Source organism: Pseudomonas sp. NFACC14 (assembly GCF_900106885.1).
In the GTDB taxonomy this organism is placed as follows: Bacteria; Pseudomonadota; Gammaproteobacteria; order Pseudomonadales; family Pseudomonadaceae; genus Aquipseudomonas; species Aquipseudomonas fluorescens_AA.
On sequence record NZ_FNOA01000009.1, the window covers coordinates 1 to 17,489 of the forward strand.

Here is a 17,489-nt window from a genome sequence, read left to right on the forward strand (position 1 = left end):
AGCTTGACCGAGTACAGGCCCAGCACGTCCACGCCGAAACCGACCACGCCCTGGGTGAAGCCGGACTTGGCGTCGAGGATGAAGTTCTGGGTCCATTCCTCGGCCTTGCCCTGGGCGTTGTTCGGGTTGGTGAAGTTGCGGTTGATGTAAGCGTTGCGCAAATTGAGGGTGGCCGTAGCGCCCTCGACGAAACCGCTATTTTGATCGGCTTGAACAACAGCTGACGAACCCGCGCAGAACGCAAGAGTCAGGCTGATGAACGATTGATGTGCAGGCACGCTGCGGACAGTAACCGGGTAGCGCATGATGTTTCCTCACAATGAGTTATTATTGTTTTTGTTGCGATTTTTAGCTCGTGAAAACGCATGCACAGGTAGCCCGAAGAGCTAACTTCCGAGCGACCGAAGGAACTCCTTATCCAGTCCGTTATTGAGCAACTTGATAATTGTTTAATATCGCCTTAAGCAAAACCCGAGCGTGCGCAGACGCGAGCTAAATTCAATGCCTGTATGGGCACGCTCGTGGGGAATTGCGTGAGAACAACAAGTGAAAGTTAAAACGTACTCGAACGCTCGGCGATCAACCCGCACTTCCCGGCGTTTTGCAACGTGTGTATTCCAATTGATAGAGCGTAGTTTCCGGTCCTGTCGATTGCCCCTCCAACAGCCGTTGCAGTTCGGCCACAAAAGACTCGCCGGCGAGGCGAACGTAGTCAGGCGCGCAACCTTCGATCATGACGATCCAGGCCGGTATCTGGGTGCCTTCGGCGCGGGCCTTTTTCTCTGCGGTTTCAACCTTGCTCACGGCCTCATCGGCCACACACAAATGCACGCCCGTAATACCCTGTTTATCCGCCAAGGGAGGCAGCACGCGTTGGCGCAATGAGTCTGACACCGATTTATGCCGCCCTTCGACAACATCGAAACGGACCGTTAACAGATACGCGCCCTGCCCCACACCGCTCGTGTAAGTGACTTCGCAAATAGATCGCGCGACATTGCGATAAGATTTCACCGACTGCTGGGTCCATGCCGTCGGACTGTTGAGGCGCGATAAATAATCCTGCCCGCCCAACACCTGCACAGTGTCAGCCTCATAGAGGTTGAAATAGGTCGGCCCGGCATCCAAGGCGATGTACCGGCGTCCTCGCAAAAAGCCCGGAATTCCAGCCCGCTCAGGCATGTGCTCACGGTTATGCCACTCATAGAACTCGTCCCGCGCTTCGGGCAAAAGATCATGCCAGATCGCGACTACACCTGTTCCTGCAAAGCTCATAGCGTTTTTCCTCTAGCGATAGTCAGTCAACATTGGGATGGCGCCCGGCGACCCATGCAGCCCCCATTTCAGCAACGTAAGGAACCACGGTCTGGAATTGTTCACCCAGCCCTTGGCCACCGACACGCATGGTGTCACCCGCCTTGAGGAATACCGGCGGCTTCTGCCCGAGCCCCACACCTGGTGGCGTACCGGTAATGATGACGTCCCCCGGCATTAGCGGCATGAAGCGACTGAGGTACGCGACAATATGAGCAACGCTGAAGATCATCGTACGGGTATTGCCGGTCTGGAGGCGTTTGCCGTTTACGTCGAGCCAGAGGTCAAGTGCCTGCGGATCGGCAATTTCGTCACGGGTGACCAGCCAAGGTCCCAGAGGCGCGAAAGAAAAGCCGCTTTTTCCCTTGGTCCACTGGCCTTCGTACTCAAGCTGATAAGCCCGCTCGGAAACATCATTGGCCAGGCAATAACCGGCAACGTGATCCAATGCCCGCGCCTCATCGATCTGCCAGGCAGGCGTACCGATGACAATGGCCAATTCGACTTCCCAATCCAGCTTCTGAGCGCCCGTTGGCAGGATGACTGGGTCATTGGGGCCGCTGATGGAGGCGGTGTGTTTGTTGAAGACCACCGGCTGGCTCGGGATTGGTGTATTCGTTTCAGCCGCGTGATCGGAGTAGTTCAGACCGATGCAAATCAGGTTCGGTACGCTGCCTACGCATGGACCAAGGCGTGTGCCTGGCGCCACCACTGGCAGCTTTTCAACGTCGACCGCGCGCAACTTTTCAAGCACTGAGGGGCTCAGGGCCGACGCATCGATGTCATCGACAATGCCCGAGAGGTCTCGAACGATTCCTTGCGAATCCAGGATTCCCGGCTGTTCCTGCCCCGGTAAACCAAAACGAACTAAGCGCATTTGTTACTCCTCCAGCGTTGAGAAATGGACAGACAATGAGCCTGCTTCGCCGAACTGCACATGCAGTGGCTGGTTAACGGGCACATCGAGAACACCTGCATAGGACCCGGTGATAATCACTTGCCCTGCTTGCAGCCCTATCCCTTGTGTAGACAGAAAATTGGCCAGCCAGACGATCGGCGACAACGGATCCCCGTCCGGGTGGCGGCCCTTGATACTGACGAGCTCCGACGTTGCATCGCTCAGGGTGATAGCCAGTTCTGAGGGCATGCTGGCTGGGTTCGACAGCGTGATTGGCGCCCCAAGTACCAGGCCGTGATTGAATAGACCATCCGCGAGCAATTGCTCGAACGGCAGTGTCTGTGGATGGGTATAACGGCAGTCGATCACTTCCAGTGCCAAGCGCACATCGCTGATCGCAGCAGCGATCTGTTCAGCGGTATAAGGCTCGACACGTGCCGGCAAGTCCTGGGCCAGGACGCACGCCAGTTCGGGCTCGATGCGCGCCTTATCGGCATCAGCGGCCAGTCGGTAACGTTCGCCTTCTATAATGCTGTCGCTGTAGATCGGGGCTACGATCCACTTGCCAGCCGGCGGTAACGCACACTTCCAGCCCCCCACGGTTTTTCCAGCCAATGGGCCCACGTGTTGCTGGATGGCAAAACCTTCTGCGAGGCTGCCTGGCAGGTTCGGGCCAGGCAAGGATGTCAGCCGCACCCCCTCCAGCCGTGCACGGACCAGAGCGGCAGCGGCGACTTCCAGCCCTGCCCCCGCCTTGGCCCATGCAGGTGCGAGTTGGCTCATACGCTCTCCGAATGCACGTTATTCTGGCGCGGCCAAACCGTACCCAGTTTGTTGGCGGCCTCTTCCAGCAGGGCATGCAATTCGTCATAACGTTCGGGCTGCATGCGCAACACCGGACCGGCGATACTCATCGTGCCGACCACAGTGCCGGATGGAACCAGCTTGACCGGTACGGCAATCGCCCAGACACCCGCCTCGGCTTCTTCAATGACCAAGCCATACCCGCGCTTTCGGGTCACTGCCAACTCGGCCAACAAGCCTTCGATGCTGTTGATCGCCTTCGGCCCGTGCCCCATTCCCACGTCAGCTTTCCCCAGCCCGCTACGCAACGCATGCTCGATGGCCAGCTCATCGGACATTGTTGCCAGCCAGGCCTTGCCATTGGCGGTTGCATAGAGATTGATCGGTTTATCCATGGCCGGCGAATACATAAGCCCCGGCGCGGCGCCTTGGGCCGAAGACAACCAGGATAAGGTGCCCTCGTTGACCACTGTCAGCCGCACCAACTCATGACATTGAACAGCCACTTGCTCGATGATCGGCTGGACCAATTCAGGCAAGCCAATGCCATGTAAATAACGTTGCCCCAACAGTGCCAGCTTCAGTGTCAAGCGGTACTGCGAGGTGGCTTCATCCTGCTCCGCCCACCCTTGCTCGACCAATTGAGCCAGCACTCGATGGGCAGGCCCCTTCTCCAAGCCCAGCTCGGCTGCGATGTCGGACATCCGCATCCAGCGAGCCTCACGGGCCAGCAGCTCAATCGCCTCCAGGCAACGGTCAACAGCACCTTTAACGACTCTCATATTTTTCTCGACTTATCTTTGACAATGAGGTGGATTCGAGCAACATTGTTCGTACTGGAACCGTGTTCCAATAGTATGCAGGCGTCTCCGGATAAGTCAAACCCGCTTGCACCGGATTGGCCTTATCGAGACAGCGCGGGCCACGCAGCCGGGGCGCTGGGACGTGGGACGCCTGACAGAGATAAAAGCCGAACGCTTCGGCGTCCGGCTCTTTATCCATAGACAAGCGCCTGTGCATGTTCACTCTTTGCGGAAGAACGCCCGATGCCTCTCACCACCCTGCCTTACCTACAGAAGTCCGCGGGCCGCAAGATTGTGCATCATTGCCCGCAAGCCGAAAGTCCAGGGCGCAGCCTCATGGCTGTAGGTGACGGTGTTGCGCAGCGTGCCCAGCAACGGACTCCCGATGCTGACCTCATCACCCTGCTTATGAGTAAAGCCGCTTCCCGGCTCCTCGCGATCCTGGGTAGGCGCAAACAATGTCCCGAGAAAAAGCATGAAGCCATCCGGGTATTGGTGATCCCCGCCGACCGTCTGGGCCACGAGATCCAACGGGTCACGGCTGATCAGGGCCATGGAACTGCTGCCTTCGAGCGTAAAGCCGTCGTTGCCCCGGACTTGCAGATCCACGACGCAGTTGCGCACGTCATCGAGCGTAAACGCTTCATCGAACAGACGAATGAACGGGCCGAGCGCACAGGACGCATTGTTGTCCTTGGCCTTGCTCAACAGCAGTGCGCTGCGGCCTTCGAAATCACGCAAATTGACGTCATTGCCCAAGGTGACGCCATGCACCTGGCCTCGACTGTTCACCGCCAGCACAATTTCCGGTTCCGGATTGTTCCATTCAGACTTGCGGTGAATGCCGATTTCGCTGCCACTGCCCACCGCGGCCAGAACCGGTGCCTTCGTGAAAATCTCCGCATCCGGACCGATACCGACCTCCAGGTATTGCGACCACATGCCCTGCTTGATCAGCACGGCTTTAAGACGCATCGCTTCTGGCGAACCCGGTTTGATTGCCCGCAAGTTATCGCCGATGGCTTCTTGCACCAGGCGGCGGACACTTTCGGCTTTGGCGGCATCGCCTCGGGCCTGCTCCTCGATGACCCGCTCGATCATGCTGGACGCGAACGTCACCCCGGCCGCCTTGATGACTTGCAGATCTGCTGGAGGCAGCAGCGATGCCTTGCCGGGATCGGCATGGCTGCCAGTGTTCCCAAGCAATTGCTCGACGGTCCCGATGTACCTGCCTGGCGCCTGACGAACAACCAACAACGGCGAGGTGTGTTCCAGCAGTTCGCTGATAGTCGAAAAGGTGTCAGAAAGATCGAACACACCTTCATCGCGCAACACCACCGGCGAGGGACCGGCAATCGTTCCCGGGATCCAGGCACGGGCAATCAGCGTTCCGGCCAGGCCATCCACTGGCAGGGTGTTTTCGCGCGTCAGTTTCAAATTCGCCATGGTGCTTCCAGATCAGTTGTTCATCAGAGCCGCAAAACTAATGGACTACCCCCGTAAATCCCAATGAAAGAATCTCACTCATCAATGCTGTTTCGTTATCGACAGACAAGGCCTTAACAGATGGAAAATGACCAAATTACTTTTGCCAGTGTCTCCCGGTGGCTGAAGATCAAACATTTGGTACTGGTCAATAGCTTGGCCAAGACCCGCAACATGCACACAACCGCCGAACACATGAATGTTACGCAGCCAGCCATCAGTAAATTGCTGCGCGATCTGGAAGTTCTCCTGGGTTTTCCGCTGTTTGAGCGTCAAACGCGCAGTCTGGTTCTTACCGAACTAGGGGAGTTCGTAGCCCGTTTTGCGCGTATTACCTTGGAAGACACGGAGTCGTTCGTCGACCAAGTCAACAAACTGCGTAAAGGCGGGCATGGTCATTTAAAAGTCGGCACCATTTTCGCCGCGACATCCGTGGTGCTGCCTGAAGCCATTGCCAGCATAAAACGGGAGCGCCCCCTCCTTTCTATCGAGGTGATCGAACAAACCAGTAACCATCTGCTGGAAATGCTCGAACAAAAGAAACTCGATTTGATCATCGCGCGCTTCACGGATGAGGATTGTCAGCCGTTCGAATTTACGTCGCTGGGACCCGAACCCTTTTGTCTTGTCGTGAACAGCACACACCCTCTGTGCCGGCTTGAAGAAGTCCCCACTGAAGCACTCAGTGAATGGCCATGGGTCATGTACCCCTTCAATACGCCGATCCGACAACGCATGGAGCGCGCTTTCAGGACGTTCAAGATCGCCCCGCCGGCCAACACGGTGGAGACCATTTCGATGCAGACCTTCCTGCAGTTGCTTCAGTCCGGGCCAATGCTCGCCATGCTCCCCGAGTCCATGGTCCAGTCACAGCTGCAAAACGGGCAGCTTCAAATCCTCAACACGCCCTTCAAAGTTGAATCCCAGGATTACGGGGTAATCACTCGCAAGGATGAGCCGCTGTCAGAGCCGGCACGGACGTTTATTGCGACCTTGCTGGCGTTCGCCAAACAGCGGCAAACGGCTACAGAGAAGAGGCACCGCAGCCATTTCAGAAAAAGTCGATGAGGCAAAGTTATCGAGCAATCGAAAGCTCTCATTAGGCAGCCATTTCCATGAATCCTATAGTGCCGGCACAAAAGTGCGGCGCTATTAGCGACCGCCCACCCCCCCAGCAGCCCGTGAGGATGCGATGGAACTGATCATGAAAACCGGCGCAGCAGCTGTGCTGCGCTTGAACCCGCTGGACGATGTGCTGATCGCACGCCGACCGCTACTCGCTGGCGAAATCCTTGAACAGGAAGGCGTGACCATCCGGCAAGCGATCGTGCCGGGCCATAAAGTGGCTTCCCGACGTATCGAAGCCGGTCAACCGGTGAGGCGCTATGGACAAATCATTGGTTTTGCTGTTGTCGACATAGAAGCAGGCGAGCATATCCATGTGCACAACCTGGCCATGGGGGAATTCGCTCGAGACTATGCTTTCAGCGTCGATGCGAAGCCCAACGTCACGCCCAGTGAAGCCCCCTCGTTCATGGGTATCGTACGCCCGGACGGACGCGTCGCGACGCGTAACTACATCGGCATTCTTACGTCCGTGAATTGCTCTGCCACAGTCGCCCGGGCCATCGCCGATCATTTTCGTCGGGACATCAATCCCGCTGCGCTGCAAGCGTATCCAAACGTCGACGGTGTCGTGGCGCTGACGCATTCCGCCGGCTGCGCCGTCGACCCTGCGGGCGACGGTTTAAGCATGTTGCGCCGGACATTGGCCGGCTATGCGACCCACGCCAACTTTGCCGCCGTGCTGGTGATCGGGTTGGGCTGCGAGACGAACCAAATCGACTCATTACTCACAACGCAAGGACTCACCCGCAGCAATACCCTGCGCACGTTCAACATCCAGGACAGTGGCGGTACATCCAAGGCCATCGCCCGTGGCATTGACCACGTGAAGCAATTGCTTGGCGAGGCCAACAAAATTCAGCGTGAACCGGTCAGCGCTCGTCATCTGACCGTCGGGCTTCAGTGCGGTGGCTCGGATGGCTACTCCGGCATTACTGCCAACCCGGCGCTGGGCAACGCGGTGGATCGCCTGGTCGCCTGCGGCGGTACCGCGATTCTCTCCGAAACCCCAGAAATATACGGTGCTGAACACTTGCTGACGCGGCGGGCTGTCAGCCGTGAAGTCGGCGAAAAACTCATCGCTCGCATTCATTGGTGGGAACGCTACTGCGAGCGTATGGGAGCCGAGTTGAACAACAACCCTTCTGCCGGCAACAAGGCCGGCGGCTTGACCACCATCCTGGAAAAATCACTGGGCGCGGTGGCAAAGGCAGGTTCGAGCAATCTGATGGACGTCTACGAATATGCCCAGACCGTCACGGCCAACGGGCTGGTTTTCATGGACACCCCTGGCTATGACCCGGTCTCGGCAACCGGTCAGGTCGCCGGTGGCGCGAACCTGATTGCGTTTACCACCGGGCGCGGATCGGCCTATGGCTGTGCCCCTGCCCCGTCAATCAAGCTGGCGACCAATAGCGCCTTATGGGCGCGTCAACGAGAAGACATGGACATCAACTGCGGCGAAATAGCCGAAGACACGTTGACCATCGAGGCGTGCGGCGCAGCGATCTTTGAAACCATGCTGCGCATTGCCTCGGGCGAACGCAGCATGAGCGAACAACACGGATACGGACAAAACGAGTTCGTGCCTTGGCAGATCGGCGCCGTCACCTGATTTTCAATCCTGGGAACGCCTTGCCCTTCTATCACATGCACATTCAACCTGGAGACAACCATGTCCTTCATCACCGGCCAGAATTTTATCGGCGGTCAGCGCAGCGCAGTCGGCACCATCATCGTCAAGAGCATGGATGCCAGCACGGGGGAACCCCTGCCCTATGCGTTCCACCAGGCGACTGCGCAAGAAATCGAAGACGCGGCTCATGCGGCCTACAATGCTTTTTCCAGTTACCGCACCCTGAGCGCGAACAAACGGGCTGAATTTCTCGATGCCATTGCGCAAGAGCTAGAGGCTTTGGACGATGAGTTCATTGCGCTGGTTTGCCGTGAAACAGCACTGCCTGTCGCTCGCATCCAGGGCGAACGCGCACGTACCAGCGGTCAAATGCGCTTGTTTGCAAACGTACTGCGGCGTGGTGACTTCTATGGGGCTCGCATCGACCAGGCGTTACCCCTTCGCAAGCCGTTGCCACGCGTTGACCTGCGCCAGTACCGCACCGCAATCGGTCCGGTCGCTGTGTTTGGGGCAAGCAATTTTCCGTTGGCTTTCTCCACGGCCGGCGGCGATACCGCCTCCGCGCTCGCGGCGGGTTGTCCGGTAGTATTCAAAGCCCACAGCGGCCACATGGCGACTGCTGAACAGGTCGCCAACGCAATTATCCGGGCGGCCGAGCGCAGTGGCATGCCCGCCGGCGTCTTCAACATGATTTATGGCAGTGGCGTAGGCGAAGCCTTGGTAAAACACCCGCTCATCAAGGGCGTGGGTTTTACTGGTTCGCTCAAAGGCGGTCGAGCATTGTGCGATATGGCCGCCGCTCGCCCCGAACCCATTCCAGTCTTCGCCGAGATGTCGAGCATCAACCCGGTCGTGATCCTGCCCGAGGCACTCTCGCGTCGAGCCGACAGTGTCGCTCACGATCTTGCCGCTTCGGTGGTTCAAGGTTGTGGGCAGTTTTGCACCAATCCCGGCCTGGTAGTGGGCATTCGCTCGGATGCGTTCACTGCTTTTCAGGACCGAGTGACAGCGTTGATCAACGACCAGCCGGCACAGACAATGCTCAATGCTGGCACCCTGCGCAGCTACGCGGCTGGCTTGCAGAACCTGCACGCGCATCCCGGCATCGTGCACCTGGCTGGCAGCGACCAGCGGGGACATCAGGCCCAGCCACAGCTGTTCAAGGCCGACGTTGCGTTGCTGCTGAACGGCGACAAGGTTCTTCAAGAAGAAATCTTCGGCCCCACGTCCATCTTCATCGAGGTCGCTGACCAGGTCCAACTCAAAGCGGCAATCAATGCCCTTCACGGGCAATTGACCGCAACCTTGATTGGCGAGCCGGAAGACCTTACGCAATTCGCAGAGCTGGCTGCTTTGTTGGAGATGAAGGTTGGTCGCATCCTCATCAATGGTTACCCAACGGGTGTCGAGGTCTGCGATTCAATGGTGCACGGCGGCCCTTATCCTGCCACCTCCGATAGCCGCGGCACTTCGGTCGGCACCTTGGCCATCGACCGCTTCCTGAGGCCAGTCTGCTTCCAGAACTACCCCGACGCATTACTTCCCGATGCACTCAAGAACGCGAATCCGTTGAACATTTCTAGGCTCGTCGACGGTCGTCTCTCGAGAGATCGCTTGTAGTTCATCCTCCTAACAACCATTCGCTCTATTGCATGAGCGGGCTTCGGCGTGCTCGTTCGGCGTGGCGACGCACCCTGCGGATAACCAGCGCCATGCCTTGATCGGGCAAAGGACTCCCTTGACAAGGCGGCGAAACTGGTAACAGAATTACTGATGGAACGACGTTACAATAACAACAATCGAGAATCCGGAGACATGTCATGAGCCAAAGCATTCAAGGCGATCCACACTCCAAGCGTCAGTCAAAAAAGGCCGCAGCGAGCGGCTGGATAGGCTCGGCGCTGGAGTACTACGACTTTTTTATCTATGCCACTGCGGCAGCGCTACTTTTCCCACAGCTGTTTTTTCCGTCAGACAACCCAACGGTTGGGATTATCATTTCGCTGGCCAGCTTCGGCGTTGGTTATATCGCCCGGCCGCTGGGCGCTGTGGTCTTAGGGCACATGGGCGACCGTCATGGACGCAAGACGGTGCTCGTCTACTGCATGTTCATGATGGGCGCGTCGACGATGTGCATCGGTCTGCTTCCTACCTATGCACAGATTGGTATCTGGGCACCTGCCCTATTGATACTGTTGCGCCTGATTCAAGGTTTTGCGGTCGCGGGTGAAGTGTCTTGTGCAAGTTCCATGACCCTGGAACATGCGCCTGATGGGCGTCGCGGTTACTTCGCAAGTTTTACCCTTCAAGGCGTCCAAGCCGGGCAACTGCTAGCCGCTGCGGTTTTCCTGCCTCTTGCCCAGTTCATGCCAGCCGATCAGTTTGCTTCGTGGGGCTGGCGGATTCCATTCTTGCTCAGTGCAGTGGTGCTCGTCATAGGGTGGATCATCCGCCGCCAGGTCCATGAGGCTCCGGTCTTCACTGAGGCGCAGACACAGACCGAGCCCCGTAAGCTCCCTGTGATCGAAGTGCTCACGCAGAGTTGGGGCGATCTGCTACGCGTCATCTGCATGGCGCTCTCTGCGGTCCTCGCGATCGTCGCCTCTGTATTCGGTGCGACCTATGCAGTGCAACCCGCCTACGGCATTGGATTTCCTTCCGGCTTATTCATGTGGATACCGGTGCTAGGCAATATATGCGCAGTCATACTTATCCCCTTCGTTGGTAAACTCTCCGATAAAATTGGACGCAAGCCTCCGGTGATCGTTGGCGTTCTGTGCGGCGGCATATTGTCATTTGGCTACCTCTACGCAATCAGCATTCACAATATGTGGCTTTCGCTGGTTCTATCGCTGCTGATGTGGGGCGTGGCTTACCAAGGCTTTAATGGTGTGTTCCCGAGTCTGTTCCCGGAACTGTTCCGTACACGGGTACGAGTTACCGGCATGGCCATTGGGCAAAACATAGGCGTGGCCTGCACCGCGTTTCTACCGGCCCTTTTCGTATCCGTTGCGCCTCCCGGTAGCGACAATATCCCTCTGAAAATTGGGGCACTGACTTTTGGCATCTGTGTAATCTCCGCTATCGCCGCTATTACTACCCGGGAAACCTTCCGGATTCGCCTGAAGGACCTCGGTGACCCTGATGCTGTCCCTATGTCAGAGGAGGAATACGAACAGGTGCGGGAAAAATCCGATCCCAAGTTGAACGCCACTGCCTCCAATCAAGCGTTTAAAAAAGCAGCGCCAGTGATGCGCTCCTGACGGCCGCCCCTTCACCACCGCCATGCTGCTCGGTTTTTGCACTGCGCTTCGAGCAGCACGGCAGTGAATACGCGCGCCCTGTCAGGGGTGGATTTCGATATCTGCATACCGGCAACTGGCGTGCAATAGCCAACGACAAGTAGGTTGACATGCATCCACGCATCACAGGCACTACGCGTATATATGGATTGATAGGCGATCCACTCAAGAGCGCCAAGTCTCCAATGCTGTTGAACAAGCTGTTCGCCGAAGCCCAGGCTGACGCCGTCTGCATTCCATTGGAGATAGGTACGGGGGACCTGGCTGAGTTTGTCAAAGGCGTGCGAGCCGTGCGCAACCTCGCTGGACTTCTGGTCACCATGCCGCACAAGCAGAGCATGCTGGACATCGTGGATGAGCTCCACCCTACTGCGCGCCAGATCGGCGCAATCAACGTCGTTCGTTGTGACAATGACGGGCGCTGGGTGGGCGCCGTATTCGACGGACTGGGCTGCGTAGCTGGCATGCAGCGCCACGGAGTTTCCCTGGTGGGGAAATCTGTTCTGCTTATAGGAGCTGGCGGCTCGGGACGGGCAATCGCGTTCGCCGTTGCCGCTGCTGGCGCACGATCATTGGTCATTTCAGACCTGGATCCGCACCGCGCCTCGGACCTTGTACACCGAGTTGCCAAAGAGGGTCCGTGTGCTGTGTATACAGGCCCAGCTGACCCAGCAGGTCATGACATCGTGATCAATGCTACCCCACTCGGCATGAACCCTGATGATCCAATGCCTATAGACGCAACGCGGCTGGACCCAGCGACGGTGGTGGTCGATATCATCACAAGGTCCGAGCCGACAGCCTTGCTGCTTGAGGCGCAATCGCGCGGCTGCCAAACCCTCGATGGCCAGCCTATGCACGTAGGTCAAGCCCTGCTGGCATTGAGTTTTCTAGGTTTCGAAGATATCGAGCGTCGCTACACGGCCGAATTATAAAGGGCCCGTACAAACGCCCTATTACCCTGCGCCACCTCTTCATAACCCCCCCCCCGAACCGAAACGGTTAACGATGTGCACTGCCCCGGCATGTGCACATCTTCGTGCGCATGTTGAAATTGCTCCTCAGCTCGGACACCACACGCCGATTTTCAGCAAAACGAAACTAACTTCCGTTCATAATAATGTCGTGCTAGCCTACGGTGGAGCCTCGGAAACGTGGCTTGCGCGCTATTATGTTCGGGCTTGATCCGCACCCGAGGGCACTGACAAGTTCGTCAAACATGACTTGTTTATAAGGAATGAATGTTTGAAAGTCGTTCTTCTGGAAGTAAGCCACTGGCACACTCCGCTCTACCTTGATGCTCTTGAGCGCCTGCCTGATGTGACCGTCACGGCGGTATCCGACGCCACCGGGTCCCGTGGTCCTGCCCTCGCCCAGCGCTTCGGAGCGCGACGCTACGATCATTGGCAAACCCTGCTCGATAACGAAGAGGCTGATTTCGCCTTCGCTTTTGGTCCGCATGACGAGTTGTATGCCATGGGCAAGGCATTGGTCGAGCGCAACATTCCGTTCGCGATGGAAAAGCCCTGCGGGCTTACCCAGGATGAAGTACTGGACCTGCACCAACGCGCCGAAACCGCCGGCGTGTTCGCGGCGGTGCCGTTGGTCTGGAGGCACAGTGAATTACTGAACCGCGTCAAGCATGCGGCATTGCAGAGTGGTGCCAAATGGAGAAGCCAGTCGTTTCGATTCAACGCCGGCCCGCCCGGACGCTACTTGACGAACAGTTGCGCCTGGATGCTTGACCCGAAACGCTCGGGCGGCGGATGCACGATCAACCTTGCTCCTCATTTCGTCGATCTGGCGCAGCAAATGTCTGGAGAGCGCATATGCAGCGTGTCCGCTGTCATGCATCGCGACCCGCAACTGGCAGCCGTAGAGATCGCTTCAATGATGACCCTGGTGACCGAGAGCGGCTGCATCTGCACCATCGAAACTGGCTACAATTACCCGGCTAACACGCCCGAGCAACGGGAGTACTCGTTTTCATTGTCAACCGATCAGTTCTACGTGCGTTCGACCCCGGACGGCTTGCGGCTGATCGACGCGGCTGGAGAGGCAAGTGACCTGGCCTTGAGCCTGAACTCTGACGTGTATTACGACAACTTCGTAACCGATGTCCTCACCCCAGGCCGTGAGACAGCGTATACCGGTGCCGGGCTTGCAACCATGCATCACGTCATGGGCATCATCGAAGCGGCCTATGAGTCAGACCGCCTCGGCGGCATTCCCATCACACTCCAGTACCCCTGACACGACGTTGGCTGGCCATTGCTGGCAAAAAGAGGAATTAAAAATTGTCACACATTGGCCGCTACTTCAACACCTTGGAACTGCTGCTGTCGCACCCCGACGGTCTCGCCCTGTCTGAAATCGGCGAGCGAACCCAAGTTGCCATGGCCACGGCCCACCGCATATTGAGCGCGCTACGAGAAAGAGGCTACGTTTACCAGGACGAACAGGATCATTACCGCCTGACGCTGAAAATCCCCAGCATGGGCGTGAACTTCATCTCTGAAACGGGCTTCGCCAGGATCATGCAACCCTTGCTCAACGAACTGGCCAGCGAAACCGGCGAGCACGTCCGGTTGGCGGCAGTTGCAGAAGATCACCTGAGCTGGGTGCTGCAAGCCACGCAAAACACCAGGGGGCTTCAGTACCGCCGAGCCCTGGATGAGAAAATCATTCCCCACACAACCGCGGCGGGCAAAGTCTGGCTTTCCACTATGCGCGATGAGCGCGCCATGCGAATTCTCGCCGCCTGGGACATCGAAAACAGCCGAGACTACGCGGGGCCCAATGCGCGCGTTTCGATTCGCGACATCTTTGATGACATCGCTCAGATTCGCAAAGACGGACACGCGGTGGTTCGAGAAGAAGGTGAAGTGGGTGTGTGTGTCGTGGCGGTCGCTGTATTCGATACTTCGCGGCCAGACAACTCCGGCCCGGTGGCCACCCTGAGCGTCGCCGGTCCCATCGCACGCATGCGGGAGGAAACCCTGAGCGCTCATATCGAGCACTTGAAGCGCTCGGCAATCAGGGTAGGCGAATGCTGGTCGCTCTGGTCTTCGGTCAGTGGCGAGGATTCGCTACCACTGCGGTAGTACCACGCACACCGTCGCGATCATGACTGGCTCCAGCACGCCGAAGCCCGCGCGCGCCCCCATGATCGCGCACATGGATTGCTGATGAAAACGCTGTCACCTGGGCCCGTTGCGGGCCTCAAGGCGACTTGAACTACCCGGTCGCAGACGATAACGACAAGCGACCGGTGGACGATTACGGAATTTTCCAGCCCTTGGCACGCAGATCCTGCACACCCTTGTTCAGCTCATACAAAGCATTTTCTTCACGGATGATTTCCAGTACGCAGTTTTCAATGCCGCAGGTCGCGTGAACGGCCTCGCCCAACCCGATAAAGTCCACTACACCGGTGCCGACTGGATCATGCCCCCACACGTCCGTACCCGTATCGGACACATGCACAAAGTCGATGCTGGCGTGATAGGCCAGCAGACTCGCCACCGGATCTTCACCGATGTAAGCGGCATTGGCGATGTCGTAGACGACCCGGACCACATCGTCGTTGAGGGTGCCTACAACCTTTGCCAGTTCCGGCATGGTGGGGGTAAAGCAATACGGGGTGTTTTCCAGCAGTAAGCGCACGCCGGCCTGTTTCGCCAGCGGAATCAGGGCTGCCAGGCTTTCGTACATCCACTCATAGGTCTTCTCGAGCGGCGGGGAAATCATTGGGCGCCTGGTGCCGGGGGATATCACCACCTCCTGGGTATCCCAAGCGGCAGCCAAGTCAATGACCGACTTGATGTGCTCGATGCTCTTCTGACGCATATTCGCGGCGGGACTGGCCAGATTGAGGTCATAGCCACCAGCGTTGAGGGACCTGATCTTCGCACCGTATCCATGAAGACGCGCCCTTGCGGCGGAACGGTCTGCGGTCGAGAGCTCTACTGGCCAGCAATGTGGCGAGCTGACGGGCACCTCGAACACGCGATGCCCGTGCTCGGCCAACTGCGCAATCGCATCAATTGCCGTGGATGACCACAGATAGGAAAACGTGCTGATGATCATATCGAAACATCCTTTCAGTTGAGTATTCGCTGGAGTGAAGCGGGCCATTCGTATTATGGATTTTGTACCTGACCACTATCGCTAGCTGGAAAACGCGACGATGGATGAATCTGGATAGCGACAGCCACTTAGCGGCAAGGGTATTTGACTGCGAAAAAACGATATCGGAATCAAATTCCATTGTCAATTTGATTGCAAAGCGAAATCTATTTTCGTACTTTACAAGCCTCTTTTACCTCAATGTCTAACTATAAGAAGGAGTGCCCGATGAGAGCTTTGGTCAGTGGCGGTAGTAGCGGTATCGGTGCGTCTGCATGCCTGAGGATCGCGGAAGCGGCCCTCGCCCGAGGCTCGCAGCCGAAAATTGCGGTATGCGGGCACACACCCACTGCCGCTCAGGAAGAAGTCGTTCGATCCATCGAGGCCATGGGCGGCATCGCCATCGCATTGTTAGGGGATCTCGCCGACCCTGAGGTCCCAAGCCAACTTGTGGCAGCAGCAGTGGCGGAGTTCGGCGGGCTCGACGCGTTGGTTGCGAATGCCGGCATTGCCAGCCCTGGCGCAATCTGTGATTTGTCCATTGCGGACTGGGACGACATGTTTTCCGTCAATCTTCGCGGCGCATGGCTGCTTGCCAAAGCCAGCTACCCGCATTTGCGCGAGAGCCGAGGCTCGGCGTGCTTTACCTCGTCGATGTCTGGCCAGATTCCGCATGCCGGCTCAGGCGCGTACAGCCCCACCAAGGCAGCCTTGACAATGCTGGCCCAGACACTCGCGCTGGAGTGGGCTCCTGACGGGATCCGTGTCAACGTAGTGTCCCCTGGAATGACCCATACGCCGATGTCGGAAAAAATGTATGCCGACCCCCAGATAAAGAAAGCACGGGAAGCAATCATTCCGCTGGCCAGGATCGGTGAGCCCATGGATATCGCGAACGTGATCGAATTTCTCATCAGCCCCTTATCGGCATATATCACGGGACAGGATATATGTGTGGATGGTGGCTTCTCCAAATCGATACTGAGCCATATCCCAGGGCGTCCGAGCTCAAAATCATAAGCACAATTGCTTTGGAGTGAGTTCAGCACCCAGGTCGGTTGGTGTGTCAACCAAACGACGCGAGTTGAGTGCAAGCGAGGCCGTACGGGCTTAAGTGTTACGTACGGCTTCGACCAACAGAACCGCTCTGGTTGTTCAGGGTTGAGATAAATCCTACCGCATAAGCGAGATAAATCCGGTCTATTCCGGGATAGGCTGGCACAAATTGGGACAGCCTATGCAATACCGTTGCAACCAGTGCAACAAAAAACGCCCCGCTCAGTCATCGACTGGCGGGGCAAACATATCGGCCTGGCGACGCGCTATCTCGTCCTTTCGAACCGCCTTAACGATCTTATAGATCCACTGAAGCGATACCCCCCACTTGCGTGCCAGGTCGCTTTGATTGGTGCCGTTGAATTCCTCGTAGATCTGCCGATCCCGCCGGCTCAGCTTGCCCGCCAGCCCCATTGGGAAATAGACGTTCTGCCCACCCCAATGCGCCGCCATGCGATCGGTGACCTCCTTGGCCACATGGCGGGCAGCCTCATCATCCATCGAAACCAACTCACGTAGCGCGCCCGCAACGTGTTCAGTCAGATCAACCAGCAGTTCCGGCCCCTTGCTTCGGAAGTCATTCATACAGCCTTCACCGCAGCATCAAGGGCCAGGCTCATTGATCCTGCTCCTTCACTGGCGTAAACCAAGCCACATCAACACCTCGAACGGTCACGGTGTTACAGGTCAATGGCCCCGCAGGCGAATAGCGAATCCCTCGCAGTTGAGAACCAAAGCGGCACATAAACCGCTCAAGGCTGCTCAGTTCAATAAAAATCTTATTGTCCAAAAGCACCAGAAGCATGATCGAAACCCCAGCATCACGAATGTCACGCGTTAACTCATTGAACGCGGATAACTGCGCCGGAAACGCCTCAGTCAAAATGCTCAACGGTTGAACCGGTGCCGCTATCGCTGCCAAATTCAGAGAATCCATC

The 17,489-nt window shown here is 57.4% G+C and carries 17 protein-coding genes; 8 read left to right on the top strand and 9 right to left on the bottom strand.

Translation table 11 applies throughout. From position 1 onward, the window contains the following. The 6 genes from BLU85_RS15120 to BLU85_RS15145 form a co-directional block, all read right to left on the bottom strand. A partial coding sequence (locus BLU85_RS15120; RefSeq protein WP_256573225.1) for an OprD family outer membrane porin occupies positions 1–305 on the bottom strand: 305 nt, incomplete at its 3' end. 274 nt (positions 306–579) lie between these two features. Continuing rightward, complete coding sequence (locus BLU85_RS15125; RefSeq protein WP_092201090.1) at positions 580–1,275, bottom strand: DUF4286 family protein; 696 nt, start codon at positions 1,273–1,275, stop codon at positions 580–582. Positions 1,276–1,297: 22 nt separating this feature from the next. Next, entirely contained in the window at positions 1,298–2,191 is an 894-nt protein-coding gene (locus BLU85_RS15130) for a fumarylacetoacetate hydrolase family protein (protein ID WP_092201087.1), read from the bottom strand. Between the two features lie 3 nt (positions 2,192–2,194). Continuing rightward, entirely contained in the window at positions 2,195–2,995 is an 801-nt protein-coding gene (locus BLU85_RS15135; RefSeq protein ID WP_092201084.1) for a fumarylacetoacetate hydrolase family protein, read from the bottom strand. Further along, positions 2,992–3,798, bottom strand: coding sequence for an IclR family transcriptional regulator (locus BLU85_RS15140; RefSeq protein ID WP_092201081.1), 807 nt, complete (start codon positions 3,796–3,798; stop codon positions 2,992–2,994). The genes BLU85_RS15135 and BLU85_RS15140 overlap by 4 nt, the downstream gene beginning before the upstream one ends. Positions 3,799–4,086: 288 nt before the next feature. Then, positions 4,087–5,265 (bottom strand): fumarylacetoacetate hydrolase family protein, encoded by a 1,179-nt coding sequence (locus tag BLU85_RS15145; protein ID WP_092201078.1) that lies wholly within the window; start codon positions 5,263–5,265, stop codon positions 4,087–4,089. Between the two features lie 120 nt (positions 5,266–5,385). Between BLU85_RS15145 and BLU85_RS15150 the strand changes: the two genes are divergently transcribed. The 7 genes from BLU85_RS15150 (at position 5,386) to BLU85_RS15180 (ending at position 14,471) form a co-directional block, all read left to right on the top strand. After that, positions 5,386–6,372 (top strand): LysR family transcriptional regulator, encoded by a 987-nt coding sequence (locus BLU85_RS15150; RefSeq protein WP_092201075.1) that lies wholly within the window; start codon positions 5,386–5,388, stop codon positions 6,370–6,372. A gap of 124 nt (positions 6,373–6,496) precedes the next feature. After that, a complete protein-coding gene (locus BLU85_RS15155) occupies positions 6,497–8,044 on the top strand; it encodes a UxaA family hydrolase (RefSeq protein WP_092201072.1) in 1,548 nt (515 codons plus the stop codon). Positions 8,045–8,104: 60 nt separating this feature from the next. Next, positions 8,105–9,685, top strand: coding sequence for an aldehyde dehydrogenase (NADP(+)) (locus BLU85_RS15160; protein WP_092201069.1), 1,581 nt, complete (start codon positions 8,105–8,107; stop codon positions 9,683–9,685). A gap of 200 nt (positions 9,686–9,885) precedes the next feature. After that, complete coding sequence (locus BLU85_RS15165; RefSeq protein ID WP_092201066.1) at positions 9,886–11,328, top strand: MFS transporter; 1,443 nt, start codon at positions 9,886–9,888, stop codon at positions 11,326–11,328. Between the two features lie 149 nt (positions 11,329–11,477). Next, on the top strand, positions 11,478–12,302 hold the full coding sequence (locus BLU85_RS15170; RefSeq protein ID WP_092201063.1) for a shikimate dehydrogenase family protein: 825 nt from the start codon (positions 11,478–11,480) through the stop codon (positions 12,300–12,302). A 310-nt stretch (positions 12,303–12,612) separates the two neighbouring features. Next, positions 12,613–13,620: a Gfo/Idh/MocA family protein gene (locus BLU85_RS15175; protein WP_092201060.1), complete on the top strand. Its 1,008-nt coding sequence runs from the start codon at positions 12,613–12,615 to the stop codon at positions 13,618–13,620. Between the two features lie 74 nt (positions 13,621–13,694). Then, positions 13,695–14,471 (top strand): IclR family transcriptional regulator, encoded by a 777-nt coding sequence (locus tag BLU85_RS15180; RefSeq protein ID WP_170847587.1) that lies wholly within the window; start codon positions 13,695–13,697, stop codon positions 14,469–14,471. 175 nt (positions 14,472–14,646) lie between these two features. Here BLU85_RS15180 and BLU85_RS15185 read toward each other — a convergent pair whose 3' ends face one another. Beyond that, a complete protein-coding gene (locus BLU85_RS15185) occupies positions 14,647–15,456 on the bottom strand; it encodes a sugar phosphate isomerase/epimerase family protein (RefSeq protein ID WP_092201054.1) in 810 nt (269 codons plus the stop codon). A 267-nt stretch (positions 15,457–15,723) separates the two neighbouring features. Here BLU85_RS15185 and BLU85_RS15190 point away from each other — a divergent pair, with 267 nt between their 5' ends. Beyond that, positions 15,724–16,515 carry an SDR family NAD(P)-dependent oxidoreductase gene (locus BLU85_RS15190; RefSeq protein WP_092201051.1) on the top strand — a complete coding sequence of 264 codons (792 nt, stop codon included), beginning with the start codon at positions 15,724–15,726 and terminating at the stop codon, positions 16,513–16,515. Between the two features lie 258 nt (positions 16,516–16,773). Here BLU85_RS15190 and BLU85_RS15195 read toward each other — a convergent pair whose 3' ends face one another. After that, positions 16,774–17,136 (bottom strand): Mor transcription activator family protein, encoded by a 363-nt coding sequence (locus tag BLU85_RS15195; RefSeq protein WP_092201048.1) that lies wholly within the window; start codon positions 17,134–17,136, stop codon positions 16,774–16,776. Positions 17,137–17,167: 31 nt separating this feature from the next. Beyond that, positions 17,168–17,488 carry a hypothetical protein gene (locus tag BLU85_RS15200; RefSeq protein WP_092201045.1) on the bottom strand — a complete coding sequence of 107 codons (321 nt, stop codon included), beginning with the start codon at positions 17,486–17,488 and terminating at the stop codon, positions 17,168–17,170. Position 17,489 lies beyond the last annotated feature (1 nt).

What these genes read in the sequence shown, in the direction of transcription:
- BLU85_RS15125 (WP_092201090.1), bottom strand. Translation starts at nt 1,275, where the DNA reads ATGAGCTTTGCAGGAACAGGTGTAGTCGCGATCTGGCATGATCTTTTG.
- BLU85_RS15130 (WP_092201087.1), bottom strand. Translation starts at nt 2,191, where the DNA reads ATGCGCTTAGTTCGTTTTGGTTTACCGGGGCAGGAACAGCCGGGAATC.
- BLU85_RS15135 (WP_092201084.1), bottom strand. Translation starts at nt 2,995, where the DNA reads ATGAGCCAACTCGCACCTGCATGGGCCAAGGCGGGGGCAGGGCTGGAA.
- BLU85_RS15140 (WP_092201081.1), bottom strand. Translation starts at nt 3,798, where the DNA reads ATGAGAGTCGTTAAAGGTGCTGTTGACCGTTGCCTGGAGGCGATTGAG.
- BLU85_RS15145 (WP_092201078.1), bottom strand. Translation starts at nt 5,265, where the DNA reads ATGGCGAATTTGAAACTGACGCGCGAAAACACCCTGCCAGTGGATGGC.
- BLU85_RS15150 (WP_092201075.1), top strand. Translation starts at nt 5,386, where the DNA reads ATGGAAAATGACCAAATTACTTTTGCCAGTGTCTCCCGGTGGCTGAAG.
- BLU85_RS15155 (WP_092201072.1), top strand. Translation starts at nt 6,497, where the DNA reads ATGGAACTGATCATGAAAACCGGCGCAGCAGCTGTGCTGCGCTTGAAC.
- BLU85_RS15160 (WP_092201069.1), top strand. Translation starts at nt 8,105, where the DNA reads ATGTCCTTCATCACCGGCCAGAATTTTATCGGCGGTCAGCGCAGCGCA.
- BLU85_RS15165 (WP_092201066.1), top strand. Translation starts at nt 9,886, where the DNA reads ATGAGCCAAAGCATTCAAGGCGATCCACACTCCAAGCGTCAGTCAAAA.
- BLU85_RS15170 (WP_092201063.1), top strand. Translation starts at nt 11,478, where the DNA reads ATGCATCCACGCATCACAGGCACTACGCGTATATATGGATTGATAGGC.
- BLU85_RS15185 (WP_092201054.1), bottom strand. Translation starts at nt 15,456, where the DNA reads ATGATCATCAGCACGTTTTCCTATCTGTGGTCATCCACGGCAATTGAT.
- BLU85_RS15190 (WP_092201051.1), top strand. Translation starts at nt 15,724, where the DNA reads ATGAGAGCTTTGGTCAGTGGCGGTAGTAGCGGTATCGGTGCGTCTGCA.
- BLU85_RS15195 (WP_092201048.1), bottom strand. Translation starts at nt 17,136, where the DNA reads ATGAATGACTTCCGAAGCAAGGGGCCGGAACTGCTGGTTGATCTGACT.
- BLU85_RS15200 (WP_092201045.1), bottom strand. Translation starts at nt 17,488, where the DNA reads ATGGATTCTCTGAATTTGGCAGCGATAGCGGCACCGGTTCAACCGTTG.